Annotated in this window: 18 protein-coding genes; 8 read left to right on the top strand and 10 right to left on the bottom strand. The window is 71.5% G+C overall.

Annotated elements, in window-relative coordinates:
- Window positions 1–33 precede the first annotated feature (33 nt).
- Entirely contained in the window at window positions 34–1,035 is a 1,002-nt protein-coding gene (locus tag ACFP3V_RS17355; protein ID WP_380584359.1) for an isopenicillin N synthase family dioxygenase, read from the bottom strand.
- Window positions 1,036–1,083: 48 nt separating this feature from the next.
- On the bottom strand, window positions 1,084–1,161 hold the full coding sequence (locus ACFP3V_RS17350) for a putative leader peptide (RefSeq protein ID WP_380584450.1): 78 nt from the start codon (window positions 1,159–1,161) through the stop codon (window positions 1,084–1,086).
- A 109-nt stretch (window positions 1,162–1,270) separates the two neighbouring features.
- Here ACFP3V_RS17350 and ACFP3V_RS17345 point away from each other — a divergent pair, with 109 nt between their 5' ends.
- Together ACFP3V_RS17345 and ACFP3V_RS17340 are read left to right on the top strand one after the other, a co-directional pair.
- Window positions 1,271–1,603, top strand: coding sequence for a tetratricopeptide repeat protein (locus tag ACFP3V_RS17345; RefSeq protein WP_380584357.1), 333 nt, complete (start codon window positions 1,271–1,273; stop codon window positions 1,601–1,603).
- 188 nt (window positions 1,604–1,791) lie between these two features.
- The gene (locus ACFP3V_RS17340; protein ID WP_380584355.1) at window positions 1,792–3,792 is read left to right on the top strand and encodes a glycosyl hydrolase family 18 protein; all 2,001 of its coding nucleotides are present in this window, start codon (window positions 1,792–1,794) and stop codon (window positions 3,790–3,792) included.
- Between the two features lie 79 nt (window positions 3,793–3,871).
- Here ACFP3V_RS17340 and ACFP3V_RS17335 read toward each other — a convergent pair whose 3' ends face one another.
- Complete coding sequence (locus tag ACFP3V_RS17335; RefSeq protein ID WP_380584354.1) at window positions 3,872–5,257, bottom strand: class II fumarate hydratase; 1,386 nt, start codon at window positions 5,255–5,257, stop codon at window positions 3,872–3,874.
- A gap of 293 nt (window positions 5,258–5,550) precedes the next feature.
- Window positions 5,551–7,212, bottom strand: coding sequence for a fumarate hydratase (locus ACFP3V_RS17330; RefSeq protein WP_380584352.1), 1,662 nt, complete (start codon window positions 7,210–7,212; stop codon window positions 5,551–5,553).
- Between the two features lie 106 nt (window positions 7,213–7,318).
- Between ACFP3V_RS17330 and ACFP3V_RS17325 the strand changes: the two genes are divergently transcribed.
- Window positions 7,319–7,993 carry a DUF1707 SHOCT-like domain-containing protein gene (locus ACFP3V_RS17325; RefSeq protein ID WP_380584350.1) on the top strand — a complete coding sequence of 225 codons (675 nt, stop codon included), beginning with the start codon at window positions 7,319–7,321 and terminating at the stop codon, window positions 7,991–7,993.
- 157 nt (window positions 7,994–8,150) lie between these two features.
- Entirely contained in the window at window positions 8,151–8,537 is a 387-nt protein-coding gene (locus ACFP3V_RS17320; protein WP_380584348.1) for a WhiB family transcriptional regulator, read from the top strand.
- Window positions 8,538–8,688: 151 nt separating this feature from the next.
- Here the strand turns inward: ACFP3V_RS17320 and glpX are convergent, their stop codons facing one another.
- Window positions 8,689–9,729, bottom strand: a complete 1,041-nt coding sequence (gene glpX, locus ACFP3V_RS17315; RefSeq protein WP_380584346.1) for a class II fructose-bisphosphatase — start codon at window positions 9,727–9,729, stop codon at window positions 8,689–8,691.
- Between the two features lie 182 nt (window positions 9,730–9,911).
- Here glpX and ACFP3V_RS17310 point away from each other — a divergent pair, with 182 nt between their 5' ends.
- Window positions 9,912–10,454, top strand: coding sequence for a DUF4245 domain-containing protein (locus tag ACFP3V_RS17310; protein ID WP_380584344.1), 543 nt, complete (start codon window positions 9,912–9,914; stop codon window positions 10,452–10,454).
- 70 nt (window positions 10,455–10,524) lie between these two features.
- Here ACFP3V_RS17310 and ACFP3V_RS17305 read toward each other — a convergent pair whose 3' ends face one another.
- Both ACFP3V_RS17305 and ACFP3V_RS17300 read right to left on the bottom strand, forming a co-directional pair.
- Window positions 10,525–11,124 (bottom strand): malonic semialdehyde reductase, encoded by a 600-nt coding sequence (locus ACFP3V_RS17305; protein WP_380584342.1) that lies wholly within the window; start codon window positions 11,122–11,124, stop codon window positions 10,525–10,527.
- A 115-nt stretch (window positions 11,125–11,239) separates the two neighbouring features.
- Window positions 11,240–11,485 (bottom strand): exodeoxyribonuclease VII small subunit, encoded by a 246-nt coding sequence (locus ACFP3V_RS17300; RefSeq protein ID WP_380584340.1) that lies wholly within the window; start codon window positions 11,483–11,485, stop codon window positions 11,240–11,242.
- A gap of 70 nt (window positions 11,486–11,555) precedes the next feature.
- Here ACFP3V_RS17300 and ACFP3V_RS17295 point away from each other — a divergent pair, with 70 nt between their 5' ends.
- The gene (locus ACFP3V_RS17295) at window positions 11,556–12,044 is read left to right on the top strand and encodes a GNAT family N-acetyltransferase (protein ID WP_380584338.1); all 489 of its coding nucleotides are present in this window, start codon (window positions 11,556–11,558) and stop codon (window positions 12,042–12,044) included.
- On the opposite strand, the gene xseA is transcribed toward ACFP3V_RS17295, so the two are convergent.
- The gene (gene xseA, locus ACFP3V_RS17290) at window positions 12,032–13,273 is read right to left on the bottom strand and encodes an exodeoxyribonuclease VII large subunit (protein ID WP_380584336.1); all 1,242 of its coding nucleotides are present in this window, start codon (window positions 13,271–13,273) and stop codon (window positions 12,032–12,034) included. The two genes, ACFP3V_RS17295 and xseA, sit on opposite strands and share 13 nt — an antisense overlap.
- Window positions 13,274–13,477: 204 nt before the next feature.
- A complete protein-coding gene (locus tag ACFP3V_RS17285) occupies window positions 13,478–14,815 on the bottom strand; it encodes an APC family permease (protein ID WP_380584334.1) in 1,338 nt (445 codons plus the stop codon).
- A gap of 138 nt (window positions 14,816–14,953) precedes the next feature.
- Between ACFP3V_RS17285 and ACFP3V_RS17280 the strand changes: the two genes are divergently transcribed.
- Both ACFP3V_RS17280 and ppgK read left to right on the top strand, forming a co-directional pair.
- Window positions 14,954–15,928, top strand: a complete 975-nt coding sequence (locus ACFP3V_RS17280; protein ID WP_380584332.1) for a 4-hydroxy-3-methylbut-2-enyl diphosphate reductase — start codon at window positions 14,954–14,956, stop codon at window positions 15,926–15,928.
- A gap of 72 nt (window positions 15,929–16,000) precedes the next feature.
- Window positions 16,001–16,741, top strand: coding sequence for a polyphosphate--glucose phosphotransferase (gene ppgK / locus ACFP3V_RS17275; protein ID WP_380584330.1), 741 nt, complete (start codon window positions 16,001–16,003; stop codon window positions 16,739–16,741).
- A gap of 159 nt (window positions 16,742–16,900) precedes the next feature.
- Here the strand turns inward: ppgK and ACFP3V_RS17270 are convergent.
- On the bottom strand, window positions 16,901–17,300 hold a 400-nt coding region (locus ACFP3V_RS17270), incomplete at its 5' end, for a DUF6542 domain-containing protein (protein WP_380584328.1).

The following is a 17,300-nucleotide window of genomic DNA, read 5'->3' as shown; positions in this document are numbered from 1 at the left end:
CCCCCCCCTGGGGGGGGCCGTCCACGGGCGTCCTCACGACCGGGGCAGGGCCAGCTCCGGGTGGTGCTTCCGCACGACCTCGGGGTGGGCGCGGGCCCAGCCCTTGAGCTCGTTCCAGCCGAACTCGTCGAAGAGGGGGTTGTCCGGGTCCTGCGTCACGCCCTTCGCGTCGGCCGCGCCCGGGAAGGGGAGGGGCGCGATCCGCGCGTCCAGGCGTGGGTTGTAGAAGAACGGCGCGGAGAAGCGCTCACGCGCCCCTGGCGGGGAGACGACCCGGTGGTTCGTCGCCTTGAGGTAGCCGTTGGTCGCCACCTCCAGCAGTTCGCCGAGGTTCACCACGAACGCGCCGGGGAGGTAGGGCACGTCGATGTAGCCGCTGCCGTCCGGCGACTCCACCTGCAGCCCGGGCACCTCGTCGGTCAGCAGGAGCGTGAGGAAGCCGTAGTCCTTGTGCACGCCGACGCCCTGGTCGTCGCCCTGGGGGGCGCGTCCCGGGTAGCGGATCAGCTTGAGGTGGTTGCGGGGGTTGCCGGAGAAGGCATCGTCGTAGAAGTCCGCGGGGCCGCCGATGGCGGCGAGCAGCTCGTGCAGCAGCCGGTGGGCGACCGCACTCAGCCGGTCCATCCACTCCAGGGAGACCTCCCGCAGGGCGGGCAGCGCGGGCGGCCACTGGTTCGGGCCTTCGAGCCACCAGTACGGAGGCTCGCCGGGGCCCGGCACGTGCGCGGGCAGTTCGTTGCTGATGTCGAGCTGGTCGCGCCAGTCGCGGCGGCCCTGGGTCTGCTCGTTGCCGATCCGCGTGTAGCCGCGGAAGTGGGGCGAGTTGAGGTTGTCGACGGCGTGCCGGTCGGCCTCCGGCAGGGCGAAGAACTCGCGGGCCGTGGCCAGCAGCCGGGTCTGCTCCTCGGCTGTGACGCCGTGTCCGACGAGCTGGAAGAAGCCGACGTCGCGGGCGGCCCGGTGGAGCGCGTCCCGGTCGAGGTCGGCGAGGTCGATCACCGGAAGGGTGGAGGTGAGCGGAGTGAGCTGAGACATGAAGGGTGTCCCTGGTCCTGGGAGGTCGAGCACGAACGAGGAGGGCGGTCAGCGGTCCTCGGTGCGACAGGACATGCTCGTGACGCGGAGCAGGTCCACGTGACGGCGGGAGACGAGCATGAGCATGCATCGAGCCTAACCCCCGCCGCCCCGAATCCCAAGGGAATGTTCCCTGCCTCGCCTCAGTTACAGCGGCCGACGGAGCTTCGAACCCGCAGTCCCGAAGGGAGGCACCGTGACCAGCCAGACCACGCACGCCGAGGAGTACGCCCGCGCGCAGCTGTTCTTCGACTCGAAGGCCTACAGCGACGCGGCCCTGATCCTCGCCCCGCTCGTGGCAGAGGAGCCGGGCAGCACCGCCGCCCGGCTGCTGCTGGCCCGCGCCTACTACCACTCGGCCCAGTTGAGCCGCGCCGAGGCGGAGCTGCGGGCGGTCCTGGAGCGGGACCCCGTCGAGTCCTACGCGCACCTGATGCTCGGGCGGACCCTGGAGCGCCAGGGGCGCACGGCCGAGGCCGCGCCGCACCTGCGGCTGGCGTCCGCCATGACCGACTTCGAGCCCTTCTGACGGTTCGTCCGCAACTCCGCAGGCCCTGGGTGACGTGCGTCGCCCAGGGCCTTGTCGCGGCCCGAATTGGTCTACCGGGGAAATTGGTCCAGACCCTTGACCCCCTACATGGTCCGGACCAACCTGCTGAACACAGCCTGTACCTGACAGGTACACAGGCAAATCCCCGTCCGATCGGAGGCAGGCCCTTGCGACGCTCCAGACGGCTCGGAATCACCCTGGCGGCGGCCGGCGCGGTGCTCGGCATCACCGCCTCGATGCTCGGCAGCGCCGGAGCAGCCACGGCCGCGAGCAACACCACCGGTGCGCCGGCCACCAGCGGCGGCCTCAAGGTCGCCTACTACGACCAGTGGTCCATCTACCAGAACGCCTTCTACCCCAAGGCCCTGGACACCGAGGGGCTCGCGGGCAAACTCGACTACCTGATCTACGACTTCGAGAACATCGACCCGACCAACCTGACCTGTTTCGAGGCCACCAAGGCCACCGACCCCGACCCGGGCGGCGAGAACGACCCGAACGCGGGGGACGGCGCGGAGGACTCCTTCGCCGACTACCAGAAGTCCTTCGACAGCTCGATCAGCGTGGACGGCACCTCGGACGCCTACGGCATGCCGATCGTCGGCAACTTCCACCAGTTGCAGGAGCTCAAGAAGAAGTACCCCAACCTCAAGATCCTGCTCTCGCTGGGCGGTTGGACCTACAGCAAGTACTTCTCCGACGCGGCGGCGACCGACGCCTCGCGCAAGAAGCTGGTCTCCAGCTGCATCGACATGTTCATCAAGGGCAACCTGCCCTCCCAGGGCGGCTACGGCGGCCCCGGCACCGCCAAGGGCATCTTCGACGGCTTCGACATCGACTGGGAGTACCCGGGCGGCGGCGGCCACCTGGGCAACCACGCGAGCCCGGCCGACAAGCAGAACTTCACCGCCCTGCTCGCCGAGTTCCGCAGCGAGCTCGACACCCAGGGCGCGGCGGACGGGAAGACCTACGCGTTGAGCGCGGCGATCCCGGCCGGCCAGGACAAGATCCAGAACGTCGAGACGGACAAGGTCGGCCAGTACCTGACCTTCGCCGACCTGATGTCCTACGACATGCACGGAGCCTGGGACGCCACCGGCCCCACCAACCACCAGGCGCCCATCTACTCGGGCCCCGGCGACCCGATGACCCCGGTCGCCCCCGGCACCTCGAAGTACTCGGTGGACGAGGCCGTCAGGGCCTGGACGGTCGGCGACGGCCAGTACGGCATCCCGGGCGGCTTCCCGGCCAAGAAGCTGAACCTGGGCGTGCCGTTCTACTACCGGGGCTGGACCGGCGTCGCGGCCGGCAGCAACCACGGCCTTTTCCAGACGGCGAGCGGCCCGGCGGCGGGCGCGGCGCTGTCGGGAAACGTGCCGGGCGTCAAGATGTACAAGGAGCTGACCGGGATCGTCGACAACGCGGCCGACACGTACTGGGACCCGGCCGCGCAGACCTCGTACTTCTACGACGGCACCAACTTCTGGACCGGGGAGAACGCCCGCTCGATCCAGGCCAAGGCCGACTACCTGCACTGCAACGGCCTGGGCGGGACGATGATGTTCTCGCTCTACGACCTCGACCCGGCGGCGACCCTGTTCAACGCGACGGTCAACGCCACCAACGGCTCGGCGGCCACCTGCCCGGCGCCGAGCGGCAGCCCGACGACCTCGGCTTCGGCGAGCAGCAGCCCGTCGTCCTCGCCGAGTTCGTCGCCGTCGTCCTCGCCCTCCTCCTCGCCGTCCTCCTCGCCGTCCTCGTCCCCGTCCAGCTCGCCCACGGGCTCCGGCGCGCTGGTCAACGGCGGCCTGGAGAGCGGAAGCCTGAGCCCGTGGACCTGCCAGCCGGGCGGCGGACTCGCGTCCTCGCCGGTGCACAGCGGCAGCCACGCGCTGCTCGCCGCGCCGACCTCGGCGCAGACCGGAGAGTGCGACCAGACGCTGACGCTGTCGCCGAACCACGGCTACACCCTGACCGGGTGGGTCTACGGCCCCTACGCCTACATCGGGGTCAGCGGCGGGGCCACGGCCTCCACCTGGGCCACGGGCAACGCCTGGACCAAGCTGACGGTGCCGTTCACCACCGGCGCCAGCGGCACGGTGACGGTCTACCTCCACGGCTGGTACGCGCAGGGCAACGTCTACGGCGACGACTTCGCCGTCGGCTAGCACTGCCCTGACACACCGCCCCGACACACCGCCCTGACGCCGGACCGCCGCCGGCACCGCGCCCCTGGGAGCCCCGCTCTCAGGGGCGCGTCATCCGCAGCACGTCCAGGGCCTCGTCCAACTGCTCCTCGGTGAGATGACCGTCCTTCACATGGCCGCGTTCGATCACGACCTGACGGATCGTCTTCTTCTCGGCGAGGGCCTGCTTGGCGATGCGCGCCGCCTCCTCGTAGCCCAGGTACCGGTTCAGCGGGGTCACCACGGACGGCGAGGACTCGGCGAACTCCCGCAGGCGCTCGACGTTGGCCGTGATCCCGTCCACCGTCCGGTCGGCCAGCAGACGGGCGATGTTGGCGAGCAGCCGCACGGACTCCAGCAGGTTCCTGGCGATCACCGGCAGCATGACGTTCAGCTCGAAGTTGCCGCTCGCGCCGGCCGTGGCGACGGTCGCGTCGTTGCCGATCACCTGGGCCGCCACCTGGAGCGTCGCCTCGGGGATGACCGGGTTCACCTTGCCGGGCATGATGCTCGAACCCGGCTGCAGGTCGGGCAGGTTGATCTCGCCGAGGCCGGTGCGCGGCCCGGAGCCCATCCAGCGCAGATCGTTGGCGATCTTCGTGAAGCCGACCGCGACGGTGCGCAACTGGCCGCTCAGCTCCACCAGGCCGTCGCGCGCGCCCTGGGCCTCGAAGTGGTTGCGCGCCTCGGTCAGCGGCAGGCCGGTGGCCCGTGCCACCTCCGCGATGACGGCGGCCGAGAAGCCGGGCGGCGTGTTGATGCCCGTGCCCACCGCCGTTCCACCGAGCGGGAGTTCGGCGACCCGGGGGAGCACCGCGCGCAGCCGCTCGACCCCGTACCTCACCTGCGCCGCGTAGCCGCCGAACTCCTGGCCCAGCGTCACCGGCGTGGCGTCCATCAGGTGCGTACGGCCGGACTTCACCACCGTCGCGAACTCCTCTGCCTTCCGCTCCAGCGCTGCGGCCAGGTGTTCCAGGGCGGGGATCAGGTCGTGGGTGACCGCCGCGGTCGCCGCGATGTGGATGGAGCTGGGGAAGACGTCGTTCGAGGACTGGCTCGCGTTCACCTGGTCGTTGGGGTGCACCGGCCGGCCGAGGCGCTCGCCCGCCAGCTTCGCGATGACCTCGTTGGCGTTCATGTTCGAGGAGGTCCCGGAGCCGGTCTGGAACACGTCGATCGGGAACTCGCCGTCCCACCGCCCGGCCGCGACCTCGGCGGCCGACGCCTGGATCGCCTCGGCGGTCTCCGGGTCCAGCACCCCCAGCTCGGCGTTGACCTTCGCCGCGGCGCCCTTGATCCGTGCGAGCGCCGCGATGTGCGCGGGCTCCAGCCGCTGCCCGGAGACCGGGAAGTTCGCCACGGCCCGCTGCGTCTGCGCACCCCACTTGGCGTGCGCGGGCACCCGGACCTCCCCCATCGAATCGTGCTCAATCCGGAAGTCGTCCATGTCCTGTGAAGCTACGCGACCCCCTCCGCTGTTCCCGGTCGGCGCGCGCAGCCGAAACGCCGCGAGGGGAGGGCCTGGCCGTCTGCCGGACCCTCCCCTCGCACACCGAGGCGGCGTCAGTTCCCGGCGCGCACCGGGATGTTGGTGACCAGCGGCTGGACCGGGCCCGGATCCGTGAAGAAGCCGTTGCCTTGGCTGCCGTTGCGACTGCCGGTCGAACCTGCTCGGCCCTTGGGGCCTCTCAGGCTTCGACCGGCTGCGCCGGACTCCGTCCGTCGGTGTGCGGGTTCGGCCTAGGCACCCGCGCGGACCTGGATGGTCGTGAAGGTGGGCGTCGGTTCGGGCGAAGCGAAGAAGTCGTTGCCCTTGTCGTCGACCACGATGAAGGCCGGGAAGTCCTCGACCTCGATGCGCCAGACGGCCTCCATGCCCAGCTCCGGGTACTCCAGGACCTCGACCTTCTTGATGCAGTCCTGGGCCAGCCGGGCCGCCGGGCCGCCGATGGAGCCGAGGTAGAAGCCGCCGTGCTTGGCGCAGGCGTCGGTGACCTGCTGGGAGCGGTTGCCCTTGGCCAGCATGATCATCGAGCCGCCCGCGGCCTGGAACCGGTCCACGTAGGAGTCCATCCGGCCCGCGGTGGTCGGGCCGAAGGAGCCGGAGGCGTAGCCCTCGGGGGTCTTGGCCGGGCCGGCGTAGTAGACCGGGTGGTCCTTGAGGTACTGCGGCATCTCGCCGCCCGCGTCCAGGACCTCCTTGATCTTGGCGTGGGCGATGTCGCGGGCCACCACCAGCGTGCCGCTCAGCGACAGCCGGGTCTTGACCGGGTGCTTGGTCAGCTCGGCCAGGATCTGCTCCATCGGCTGGTCGAGGTCGATCCGCACGACGTCCCCGCCCTCGGCGAGATGCTCGTCCGTGGTGTCCGGCAGGAAGCGGGCCGGGTCGCGCTCGAGCTGCTCCAGGAAGACGCCCTCGGCGGTGATCTTCGCGACCGCCTGGCGGTCGGCGGAGCAGGACACCGCGATCGCCACCGGGCAGGACGCGCCGTGGCGCGGCAGGCGGACCACGCGCACGTCGTGGCAGAAGTACTTGCCGCCGAACTGGGCGCCGATGCCCAGCTTCTGGGTCAGCTCGAAAACCTTCTGCTCCAGCTCGACGTCGCGGAAGCCGTGCCCGGTCGGCGAGCCCTCGGTGGGCAGCGAGTCCAGGTAGTGAGCGGAGGCGTACTTCGCCGTCTTCAGCGCGTACTCGGCGCTGGTGCCGCCGACGACGATGGCCAGGTGGTACGGCGGGCAGGCGGCCGTGCCCAGGGAGCGGATCTTCTGCTCCAGGAACTTCATCATGGCGTCCTCGTTGAGGACCGCCTTGGTCTCCTGGAACAGGAAGGACTTGTTGGCCGAGCCGCCGCCCTTGGCCATGAACAGGAACTTGTAGGCGTCGCCGTCCGTCGCGTACAGCTCGATCTGGGCCGGCAGGTTGGAGCCGGTGTTCTTCTCGTCCCACATGGTCAGCGGGGCCATCTGCGAGTAGCGCAGGTTCAGCTTGGTGTACGCGTCGTAGACGCCCCGCGACAGGGCCTCCTCGTCGCCGCCCTCGGTGAGCACGTTCTGCCCGCGCTTGCCCATGACGATGGCCGTGCCGGTGTCCTGGCACATCGGCAGCACGCCGGCCGCCGCGATGTTGGCGTTCTTCAGCAGGTCCAGCGCCACGAACTTGTCGTTCGGGCTGGCCTCCGGGTCGTCCAGGATCCGCCGCAGCTGGGCCAGGTGGGCCGGGCGCAGGTAGTGCGAGATGTCGTGCATGGCCTCGGCGGCCAGCAGCCGCAGCGCCTCGGGCTCGACCTTGAGGAAGGTGCGCCCGCCCGCCTCGAAGGTGCTGACTCCCTCGGAGGTGATCAACCGGTACTCGGTCTCGTCCTTGCCCAGGGGCAGCAGGTCGGTGTAGGCGAACTCGGGCATCAGCCTGTTCCTTCGTTTCCTTCGGGTCCAGCGTCGTCGTCGGCGCGCCTTACAGGTTAACGAGCGGGCCTGTCGGGCCGGGCGGCCGGGTGAGTAGCATCACGGTGTGGATGACGCCAAGCTCCCCGACCCGCTTGCCAAGGGCGGAGCCGACTCGCCCAAGCCGTACGCCGATCCGGCCCTGGAGATGCGTGCCTCGGACGCCGACCGCGAGCGCGTGGCGGACGTGCTGCGCGAGGCCTTCGCCGAGGGCCGGCTGGACGCCGAGGAGCACGCCGAGCGGCTGGAGGCGGTGTACGCCGCGAAGACCATGGGCGACCTGGTCCCCCTCACCAAGGACCTGCCCGACGTGCAGGCTCCTGGCGCGGCGCCGGCCCCGAGCGGGACCTACTCCGCGCCGGCGGTCTCCGACAAGCTCGTCGCGATCTTCGGCGGAGCGGAGCGCAAGGGGCGCTTCCGCACCGGCCGCGGCTTCACCGCCGTCGCGATCTTCGGCGGCGTGGACATCGACCTGCGGGACGCGACCTTCGACCAGCACGAGATCGTCATCAACTGCACCGCGATCTTCGGCGGGGTGGACATCAAGGTGCCCGAGCACGTCACCCTGCGCGGCGGCGGGGCGGGCATCTTCGGCGGTTTCGACGTCCGCCAGGAGGAGGGCAGCCAGCCCCACGGGCCGGTCGTGGTGGTCCGGGGTGCGGCGGTCTTCGGCGGGGTGTCCGCCCGGCACCGGCGGCCGAGCAAGTTGAAGGCCAAGCTGCGCAAGGCACTTGAGGAGTAGTCAGCCGCCGCGCTGACGGTCGTGCGGGGGCGGCGGATCCGACGATCGGATTGTGTGCTGTGTGCATGGACCGGTGTGCGCCGGGGTAGATCTCGCCTCACATCGTCTCGCCGAGAGCGAGCGCGTGCCCTCTCCACGCCGTCGTCAGGAGTGCGCCGTGCTTCACCCGATCGAAGCCCGTTCGGCCGCCAAGCCGTCTCTCGTCCCGGTCCAGCGCGGTCCCGGCGGGGCGGGCGGCGCAGCCTCGGAGGACAACCCCTGGCACACGGGCGCGGCCTGCCGCCGCGACGAGGCGGGGCTGTTCTTCGCGCCGAGCAAGGAGCCGACGGCCGCGCGACTGGCGCGGGAGGAGCAGGCGAAGCGGGTGTGCGCGCGGTGCCCGGTGCTGCTGGAGTGCCGGGAGCACGCCCTGATGATGCCCGAACCCTACGGCGTGTGGGGCGGGTTGACGGCGGCGGAGCGCCGCGTGGTGCTGGCCCGGCGCAGGCGCCGCGACGCGGAAATCCGCGAAGCCACCCGCCAGGCCCGTCCGATGGCGGGTTAGTCGCACCCAGCGGGGGGCGCGAGGAACTGCGCGCGCAGCCCACCCCTCGGGGAGGTCCGGCTCCGTCTGCGGGACGGACCTCCGTGGGTGGGTGGCTTCTCGCGCAGTTCCCCGCGCCCCTGGCAGTGCAACGTGCGCCAAGGAATGCGACTTACCTCGCGCGGTCGAAGTCGATGGCGGAGTAGGCGCGGAGCTTCGACAGGCGGTGGGTGGAGTCGATCCTTCGGATCGTCCCGCTCTTGGACCGCATGACGAGTGAACTCGTCGTCGCCGTCTCGGCCTTGTAGTGCACGCCGCGCAGCAGCTCGCCGTCGGTGATGCCGGTGGCCACGAAGAAGACGTTGTCGCCGCTCACCAGGTCGTCGGTGAGCAGCACCCGGTCGAGGTCGTGGCCCGCGTCCAGCGCCTTGCGGCGCTCGGCCTCGTCCTTGGGCCAGAGCTTGCCCTGGATGACGCCGCCGAGGCACTTGATCGCACATGCCGCGATGATGCCCTCGGGCGTACCGCCCACGCCGAGGAGCAGGTCGACGCCGGTGCCTTCGCGGACGGCCATCACCGCGCCGGCCACGTCGCCGTCGGAGATGAACTTGATCCGGGCGCCGGTGGCGCGGATCTCCTGGGCCAGCTTCTCGTGCCGCGGGCGGTCCAGCAGGACGACGGTGACGTCCTCCGGGGCTCCGCCCTTGGCCTGGGCCACGGCCCGCACGTTGTGCTCGACGGGCGCCTCGATGTCGACGGCTCCGGCCGCCTCCGGTCCCGCGACCAGCTTGTCCATGTAGAAGACGGCGCTGGGGTCGAACATCGTGCCGCGGTCCGCCACCGCCAGCACGGAGAGCGCGTTGGGCATCCCCTTCGCGGTCAGGGTGGTCCCGTCGATGGGGTCGACGGCGACGTCGCACTCGGCGCCGGTGCCGTCGCCGACGCGCTCGCCGTTGAAGAGCATCGGGGCTTCGTCCTTCTCGCCCTCGCCGATGACGACGATGCCGTTCATCGAGACGGTGTGGACGAGGGTGCGCATGGCGCGTACCGCTGCGCCGTCGGCCCCGTTCTTGTCGCCGCGTCCGACCCAGCGGCCGGCGGCCATGGCGGCCGCCTCCGTGACTCGGACCAGCTCGAGAGCGAGGTTGCGGTCGGGTGCCTCCGGTGCCACCTCGAGCGAGGAGGGAAGGCGGTGGTTGGACTGCTCGGTCATCGTTTCGTGCCTCTCTGGACGTCGACGGCCGGATTTGAGGGTGGTCCGATCGTATCTTCGGCCTGGTCGGCCGTCCGTCCCGCCCGGCGTCCAGCCGGTCCGGGCCGCTCGGGCGGCCCGCAGGCGCACGGCCCGGGCCCCCGGTGGCAGGGGCAGTGCCCGGCATCCGTCACCATGGATCCGTGGCAACTGAGAGCACGACCGTACGCAAGCGCCCCGGGATGGCGGCGAAGTCCGTCCGCGACATGGTGCTGTCGCTGATCGCCGTGATGCTGGCGGGCTTCGGCATCTACCTGTTCATCCCGCACAGCGGCGGCAACGGCGTGCGTGCCGTCAGCTGGCAGGACTCCGTCCCCTCGGCGCGCCGTGCCGCGCCCTACCCGCTGCTGGCCCCGGCCGGCGATCCCAAGGGCTGGACCGCGACCTCGGTCCGCTACGACGGCGAGCACGACCACACCTGGAGCCTCGGCTTCATCGACGACAAGGGCCAGTACGCCGCCGTGCAGCAGGCCACCGGCCCGCTCGCGGACGTCGTGAAGAACGCCACCGTGGACGCGGTGAAGCAGTCCGCCGTCACCACCGTGGACGGGGTGGCCTGGACGCACTACCAGGGCAGCCGCTACCGGGCGCTGGTGCGGCAGACCCCGCAGGGCACCTCCGTGGTCTTCGGCACGGAGTCCTTCGCCCGCCTCGCCGACTTCGTGGCGCTGCTCAGGTCCAGCTGACACCTCCGGGCAAGGACACACGAGGGGCTCCGGCCGAACGGCCGGGGCCCCTCCGCATGCTGACGCGGCGTCAGACGCTGGTGACGACCTCGTCGTACTCCAGGCGCGGGCCGCGCGGGAACCAGGCGTTCTCGGCCGGCCGGCCGATGTTGACCACGGCCAGGACGGAGTGGTCGCCGTCAGCGAAGAACTCCTTGTTGATGCCCGCGGCGTCGTAGCCGGTCATCGGTCCGGCGGCGAGGCCGGCGGCGCGCACGCCGATGATGAAGTAGCCCACCTGCAGCGCGGCGTTGAACGAGCTGGAGCCCTCACGCACCGGGCGCTCGCCGAAGAAGAGGTCCTTGGCCTGCGGGAAGTGCGGGAACAGCCGCGGCAGCTCCTCGTGGAACTCGTGGTCGGCGGCGAGGATCGCGACCAGCGGGGCCTTGGCGGTCTTCTCCTTGTTGCCGTCCGCCATGTGCGCCACCAGGCGCTCGCGGGCCTCGGCGGAGCGGACCAGGACGATGCGCAGCGGCTGCTGGTTCATCGAGGTCGGCGCGTACTTGACCAGGTCGTAGATCGCCTGCACCTGCTCGTCGCTGACCGGCTCGTCGGTGAAGGCGTTCGCGGTGCGGGCCTCGCGGAACAGCAGGTCCTGGGCGGCGGGGTCGAGGGCGAGAACGTCGGACATCAGTGCAAACCTCTGTGGTTCCGGGTCGTCGGCGGCGCGGGCGCGCCGTCACCTGGCACCAACATAGGTGACGCTTCAACTATTTCCCAGTCGGGTGCCGAGGATGTGGCGGCGCTCACTCCGCTTCCTCGTCGCCACCCTCCCCTGCGGCCCGCTCCTCGGCCTCCATGGCCGCGTCGAGCCGGGCACGGGCGCCCTGCAGCCAGCGCTCGCAGACCTTGGCCAGCTCCTCGCCGCGCTCCCAGAGCGCCAGCGACTCCTCGAGCGAGGTGCCGCCGTTCTCCAGCCTGCGGACCACCTCCAGCAGTTCGTCGCGGGCCTGCTCGTAGCCCAGGGTGTCCGAGGTCTCGTCAGATGCCATGCAGTGAGCATAGAAGCGGGCGCGGAAAAGCCCGCTGACAGCCCGGGCCGGGCACCGCTAGCGTCCCCCCATGATCACTGTGCGAGCGGGAGTGCCCGAGGACGCGGCGGAACTGGTCCGGCTGCGTGAGCTGATGTTCACCGCGATGCAGGGCGGCATGGTCGCGTCCGGGGGTTCGGACGCCTGGAAGGGACTCGCCGAGAGCATCCTGCGCAAGGAGCTGGGTGAAGGCGGCACCGGACGCTTCGGCGTCTTCGTCGTCGACGACGCGGACCGCCCCGGACGGCTGGCCGCCTGCGCCGTCGGCACGCTGGAGCAGCGACTGCCCGCGCCCGGGCACCCCGACGGCCTGTTCGGCTTCATCTTCAACATCTGCACCGACGAGGCCCACCGCCGCCGCGGTTACGCCCGCGCCTGCACCGAGGCGCTGCTGGACTGGTTCGACGAGCGCGGGGCCACCCGGCTCGACCTGCACGCCTCCGTGGAGGGCCAGCAGCTGTACCGCAGCCTCGGCTTCCACGAGCACTCGGTGGCGCTCTCCCGCACTCAGCTGCGCTGAGCGTCCTCCGGCGCGGGCGCCGGTGCGACGGTGACGTGGAACTCGCCCTCGGCGACCCTCGCACGCAGCGGTTCCCCCTCGGCCAGTTGCTCGGGCGTGCGCACCACCCTGCCGTCCGCCTGCTGCAGCACCGCGTAGCCGCGCTGCAGCGTGGCGGCGGGGGACAGGGCGGTGACCCGTGCCCGAGTGTGCGTCAGGTCCGAAGCGGCACGGTCGAGTTGGTGCCCGAAGCAGCGGCGGGAGCGCTCCAGCAGCGAGGCGACCTCGTCCTCCCGCTGCTCCACCATCCGCTGCGGCGCGGCGAGCACCGGACGGCTGCGCAGCGCGGCCAGGCCCGCGAACTCGTGCCGCAGCCGGGCCTCGATGCTGTACCGGGCGCGGTCCCGGACGGTGTGCACCCGGTTCAGCTCCTCGCGCACGTCCGGCACGACCCGCTTGGCGGCGTCGGTGGGCGTGGACGCCCGCAGGTCCGCGACGAAGTCCAGCAGCGGCTGGTCCGGCTCGTGCCCGATGGCGCTCACGACGGGCGTGCGCGCCTCGGCGACGGCGCGGACCAGCTGCTCGTCCGAGAACGGCAGCAGGTCCTCCACGCTGCCGCCGCCGCGGGCGATGATGATGACGTCCACGTCCGGGTGCTCGTCCAGCTCCTTCACGGCCTTGATCACGGCGGGGACGGCGGACACGCCCTGGACGGGCACGTTGCGCACCTCGAAGCGCACGGCCGGCCAGCGGCGACGGGCGTTCTGCAGCACGTCCCGCTCGGCGGCACTGGCCCGCCCGGTGACCAGCCCGATGCGGTGGGGGAGGAACGGCAGCGGCTTCTTCCGCTCGGCGGCGAACAGGCCCTCGGCGGCGAGGGAGCGCTTGAGCAGCTCCAGCCGGGCCAACAGGTCCCCGAGCCCGACGAGCCGGATCTCCGCGGCACGGAGGGAGAGCGTGCCCCGCGGCCCGTACCACTCGGGCTTGGCGTGGACGATGATCCGGGAGCCCTGCGAGATCAGCTCGCGCACCTGGTCGAAGACGGCCCGGTAGCAGGTGACGGTGACGGAGACGTCCTCGGAGGGGTCGCGCAGTGTGAGGAAGACGACCCCGGCGCCCGGCCGGGGGCTGAGTTCGGTGATCTGCCCCTCGACCCAGACGGCGCCCAGGCGACTGATCCACCCCCCGATGAGGCGCGAGACGCGCCCGACGGGGAGCGGAGCTTCCGCAGAGTTCTCAACGCCGGCCATGCCCGCGAGCCTAGCCCCCCAGGGGCGCGAGGATCCCCCACCCTTCGGGCGGGAGGTGCCCCCACCGCGACCAGCCCACCACCCGCGGAGGTTCGACCCCTCGTGTGGGCCGGACCTCCCCTGGTGGTGTGTTGCTCGCGCAGTTCCTCCCCCACCCTCCGGGCGGGGGTACCCCCAGCGCCCCTGGGGGCTCTGGCGGGGCTCTCAGGGAGTGCCCAGTTCGGTGAGGACCACGATCAGCCCCACCGCCAGCCACACCGCGCCGACGATCTGCGCGGTGTGCGTCGCAGACACCAGCACCCACACGATGATGGCAGCGCCGATCGTGGGGCACAGGCCGTACTTGAGCCAGTTGCGGGAGTGCCGCCGCGCCAGGTACCACCCCACCACCGACGCGTGCAGCAGCACGAACGCCGTCAGCGCGCCCACGTTGACCACCGAGGTCAGCTGGTCCAGTCCGTCGCTCCGGCTCGACGACCAGACCGCCGCCGCGAGGGTGATCACCGCGGCGACACCGAGCGCGATCCGGGGGACGCCTGACGTGGTGTCAACTCGGGACAGCACCCGGGGCAGACGCCCGTCGCGTCCCATCGCGAACAGCAGGCGACCCGCCGCCGCCTGGCCGGCCAGCGCGGCGAACGCGGCGCCGATCGCCTTGCTCGCCGCCACGAGCACGTGCAGCCAGTGGCCGATCGAGACCTCGACCATCTGGTAGAAGGCCGCCCCCTGCGCCTCCGGATGGGCCTGCAGATACGCCGCCGACTGCGGCTCCAGCAGCCCCGCCAGATACGTCTGCGCCACGAACAGCACGCCCGCCACCACCAGGCAGAACAGGACCGCCCGAGCCACCCGCTCCGAGGGGCCCTCGTGCTCCTCCGCGAACGCCGCGATCGCGTCGAAGCCGAGGAAGGACAGCACCGCCACCGACACCGCCGACATCACCGCGGCCATCGAGAAGGCGCCCTGGCCGCCGAAGGGCGAGCCCCAGGGACGGTGCGGGGCGCCGGTCGCCAGCGCGTGGATCGCCGCCGCGACGAACACGGCCAGCACCACAATCTCCATGACCAGCACGAGCATCCCGACCCGCGCGGCCACCCTCACCCCGACCAGGTTGAGCGCCGTGGTCACCACCACCGCGATCGACGTCCACACCCACTGCCCCACCTGGGGAATCAGCGAGTGCAGCGCGATACCGGAGAAGACGTAGGCGACGGCCGGGATCAGCAGGTAGTCGAGCAGCGCCATCCACCCGGCGACGAAGCCCGTCCGCGGCCCCAGGCCCGCCCGCGCGTAGGCGAAGACCGAGCCCGCCCGCGGCAGCACCCGGACCATCTGCGCGTACGAGTACGCCGTGAACGCCATGGCGATCGTGGCCACCACGTACACCGTCGCCACCGCGCCGTGGCTCTTGGCCTCCAGGACGCCGAAGACGCCCACGGGGGCCATCGGCGCGATGAACAGCAGGCCGTAGACGACGAGCTCGCGGAAGCCGAGACTGCGGTGCAGTTCGGTGGGCGGCAGCTCCTCCTGACGGACACTCATGTGCCGATCATCCGCACTCCGCCGCACCGGGGCGCGCCGGGCACGCCGCATGGGGGGACAGCGCCGGGCACGCCGCATGGGGGGACAGCGCCGGGCACGCCGCATGGGGGGACAGGGGCGGCGGGTAGGCTGGATCACATGTCTGCAGCCACTGCCGCCCGCCGGGTCCTGCTCGCCGCTCCGCGCGGCTACTGCGCGGGGGTCGACCGCGCCGTCATCGCTGTCGAGAAGGCCCTCGAGCAGTACGGGGCCCCGATCTACGTCCGCAAGCAGATCGTCCACAACAAGTACGTCGTGCAGACCCTGGAGAAGAAGGGCGCCATCTTCGTCGACGAGACGGAGGAGGTGCCCGAGGGCAACATCGTGGTCTTCTCCGCCCACGGCGTGGCCCCCTCGGTCCACGACGAGGCGAAGGCCGGCAAGCTCGCCACCATCGACGCCACCTGCCCGCTGGTCACCAAGGTGCACCGCGAGGCCGTCCGCTACGCGAACGAGGACTTCGACATCCTGCTCATCGGCCACGAGGGCCATGAGGAGGTCATCGGCACGATGGGCGAGGCACCCGAGCGGACGCACCTGGTCGACGGGCCCGAGGACGTGGCGAACGTCAAGGTGCGCGACGAGTCCAAGGTCGTCTGGCTGTCGCAGACCACCCTCTCCGTGGACGAGACGATGACCACGGTGGACGCGCTCAAGCAGCGCTTCCCGCTGCTGACCAGCCCGCCGAGCGACGACATCTGCTACGCCACGCAGAACCGCCAGCAGGCCATCAAGCAGATCGCCGGCCAGGCCGACCTGGTCGTCGTGGTGGGCTCCAAGAACTCCTCCAACTCGGTCCGCCTGGTGGAGGTTTCGCTGGAGGCCGGCGCCAAGGCCGCGTACCTGGTGGACTTCGCCGACGAGATCGACGAGGCCTGGCTGGAGGGCGTCAGCACGGTCGGCGTGACCAGCGGCGCGTCGGTGCCGGAGATCCTGGTCGAGGGCGTGCTCGAGTGGCTGGCCGCGCGCGGCTTCGGCGACGTCGAGACCGTGACCACGACCGAGGAGCACCTGGCCTTCTCGCTGCCCAAGGAGCTGCGCCGCGACCTGCGGTCCGAGGCTGCCGGGGCCTGAACGCCTGCGGGCGTCGGAGCGTCGTCGTAGCGTGGACCCGTCGGTGCGTTTCTGACTGGAGGTCAGCTGAGCGTGAAGGTCTTCGGCGTGGACATCGGCGGGTCCGGCATCAAGGGCGCCCCGGTCGACCTCGATCGGGGCGACCTGGCGGAGGAGCGGTTCAAGGTGCTCACCCCGCAGCCCTCGGCCCCGGCGGCGGTGGTCGAGAAGGTGGCGGAGGTCGTCAAGCAGTTCGCCTGGCAGGGCCCGGTCGGCTGCACCTTCCCCGGCGTCGTCCTCGACGGCCGCACGCTGACGGCGGCCAACGTGGACCACGGCTGGATCAACGCGGACGCCGAGAAGCTGATCTCCGACGCGCTGGGACTCCCGGTCGCCGTGGTCAACGACGCTGACGCGGCCGGCATCGCCGAGGTCAACTACGGTGCGGGGAAAGGCCGGAAGGGTGTCGTCCTGCTGCTGACCTTCGGTACCGGGATCGGCAGCGCGCTCTTCGTCGACGGGAAGCTCGTCCCCAACACCGAGCTGGGCCACCTGGAGCTCAAGGGCAAGGACGCGGAACGCCACGCCTCCTCGGCGGCGAAGGAGCGGCACGACCTGAGCTGGGAGCAGTGGGCGGAGCGGCTGGACGACTACCTGGCGATGGTGGAGATGCTGTTCTCGCCCCAGCTGATCATCGTGGGGGGCGGCGTCAGCCGGAAGTACCAGAAGTTCCTGCCCCTGCTGAAGCCCCTGCGTGCGGAGATCGTCCCCGCCCAGCTCCGCAACAACGCCGGCATCGTCGGCGCCGCGATGGCCGCCGCAGCGCTCCGCTAGGGCCCTCAGGGGCGCGAGATCCCCCCTTCGGGCGGGAGGTGCCCCACCGCGACCAGCCCACCACTCGGGGAGGTCCGGCCCCATCTGCGGGACGAACCTCCCCGAGTGGTGGGCTGGTCGCGCAGTTCCTCGCGCCCCTGCGGGGGTCCCGGAGGGTGCCTACCGCCGCCCGCGGAGGGCGAGGTGGCGGGCGAGGACGATGGCCGCGGAGAGCCCCGTCCCGCCGAACAGCCAAGCCGCGTGCAGGGCAAGGGCGGTGGCCAGGCCGACGATCTGCCCGCTGACCCCCGGTCCCGCGCTGGGGCCGACCAGGACCAGCGTCAGCGCGAAGCAGATGGGCCCCGCGATCGGCGCCGCCGCCAGATCGGCCGGGCGGACCCGGACCGCCGCCTGGAAGCAGGCGACCAGGTAGGCGAGCCCGAGCAGCCAGCCGGAATCGTCGAACAGCCAGGCGTCCACCGCGCCGCCGGCCAGCGTCACCGCCAGGGTCAGCGCGCCGGAGCCGACCGCCGTCAGGCGTCGGGGCCCGCGGCCGGTCGTGCCCGGGCGGGGGCGGGGC

The sequence above is a fragment of the Streptacidiphilus monticola genome, from assembly GCF_042658505.1.
GTDB classification, from domain to species: domain Bacteria; phylum Actinomycetota; class Actinomycetes; order Streptomycetales; family Streptomycetaceae; genus Streptacidiphilus; species Streptacidiphilus monticola.
Note: the sequence above shows the minus strand (reverse complement) of the source record. Positions and strands in the feature narration are given on the sequence as shown.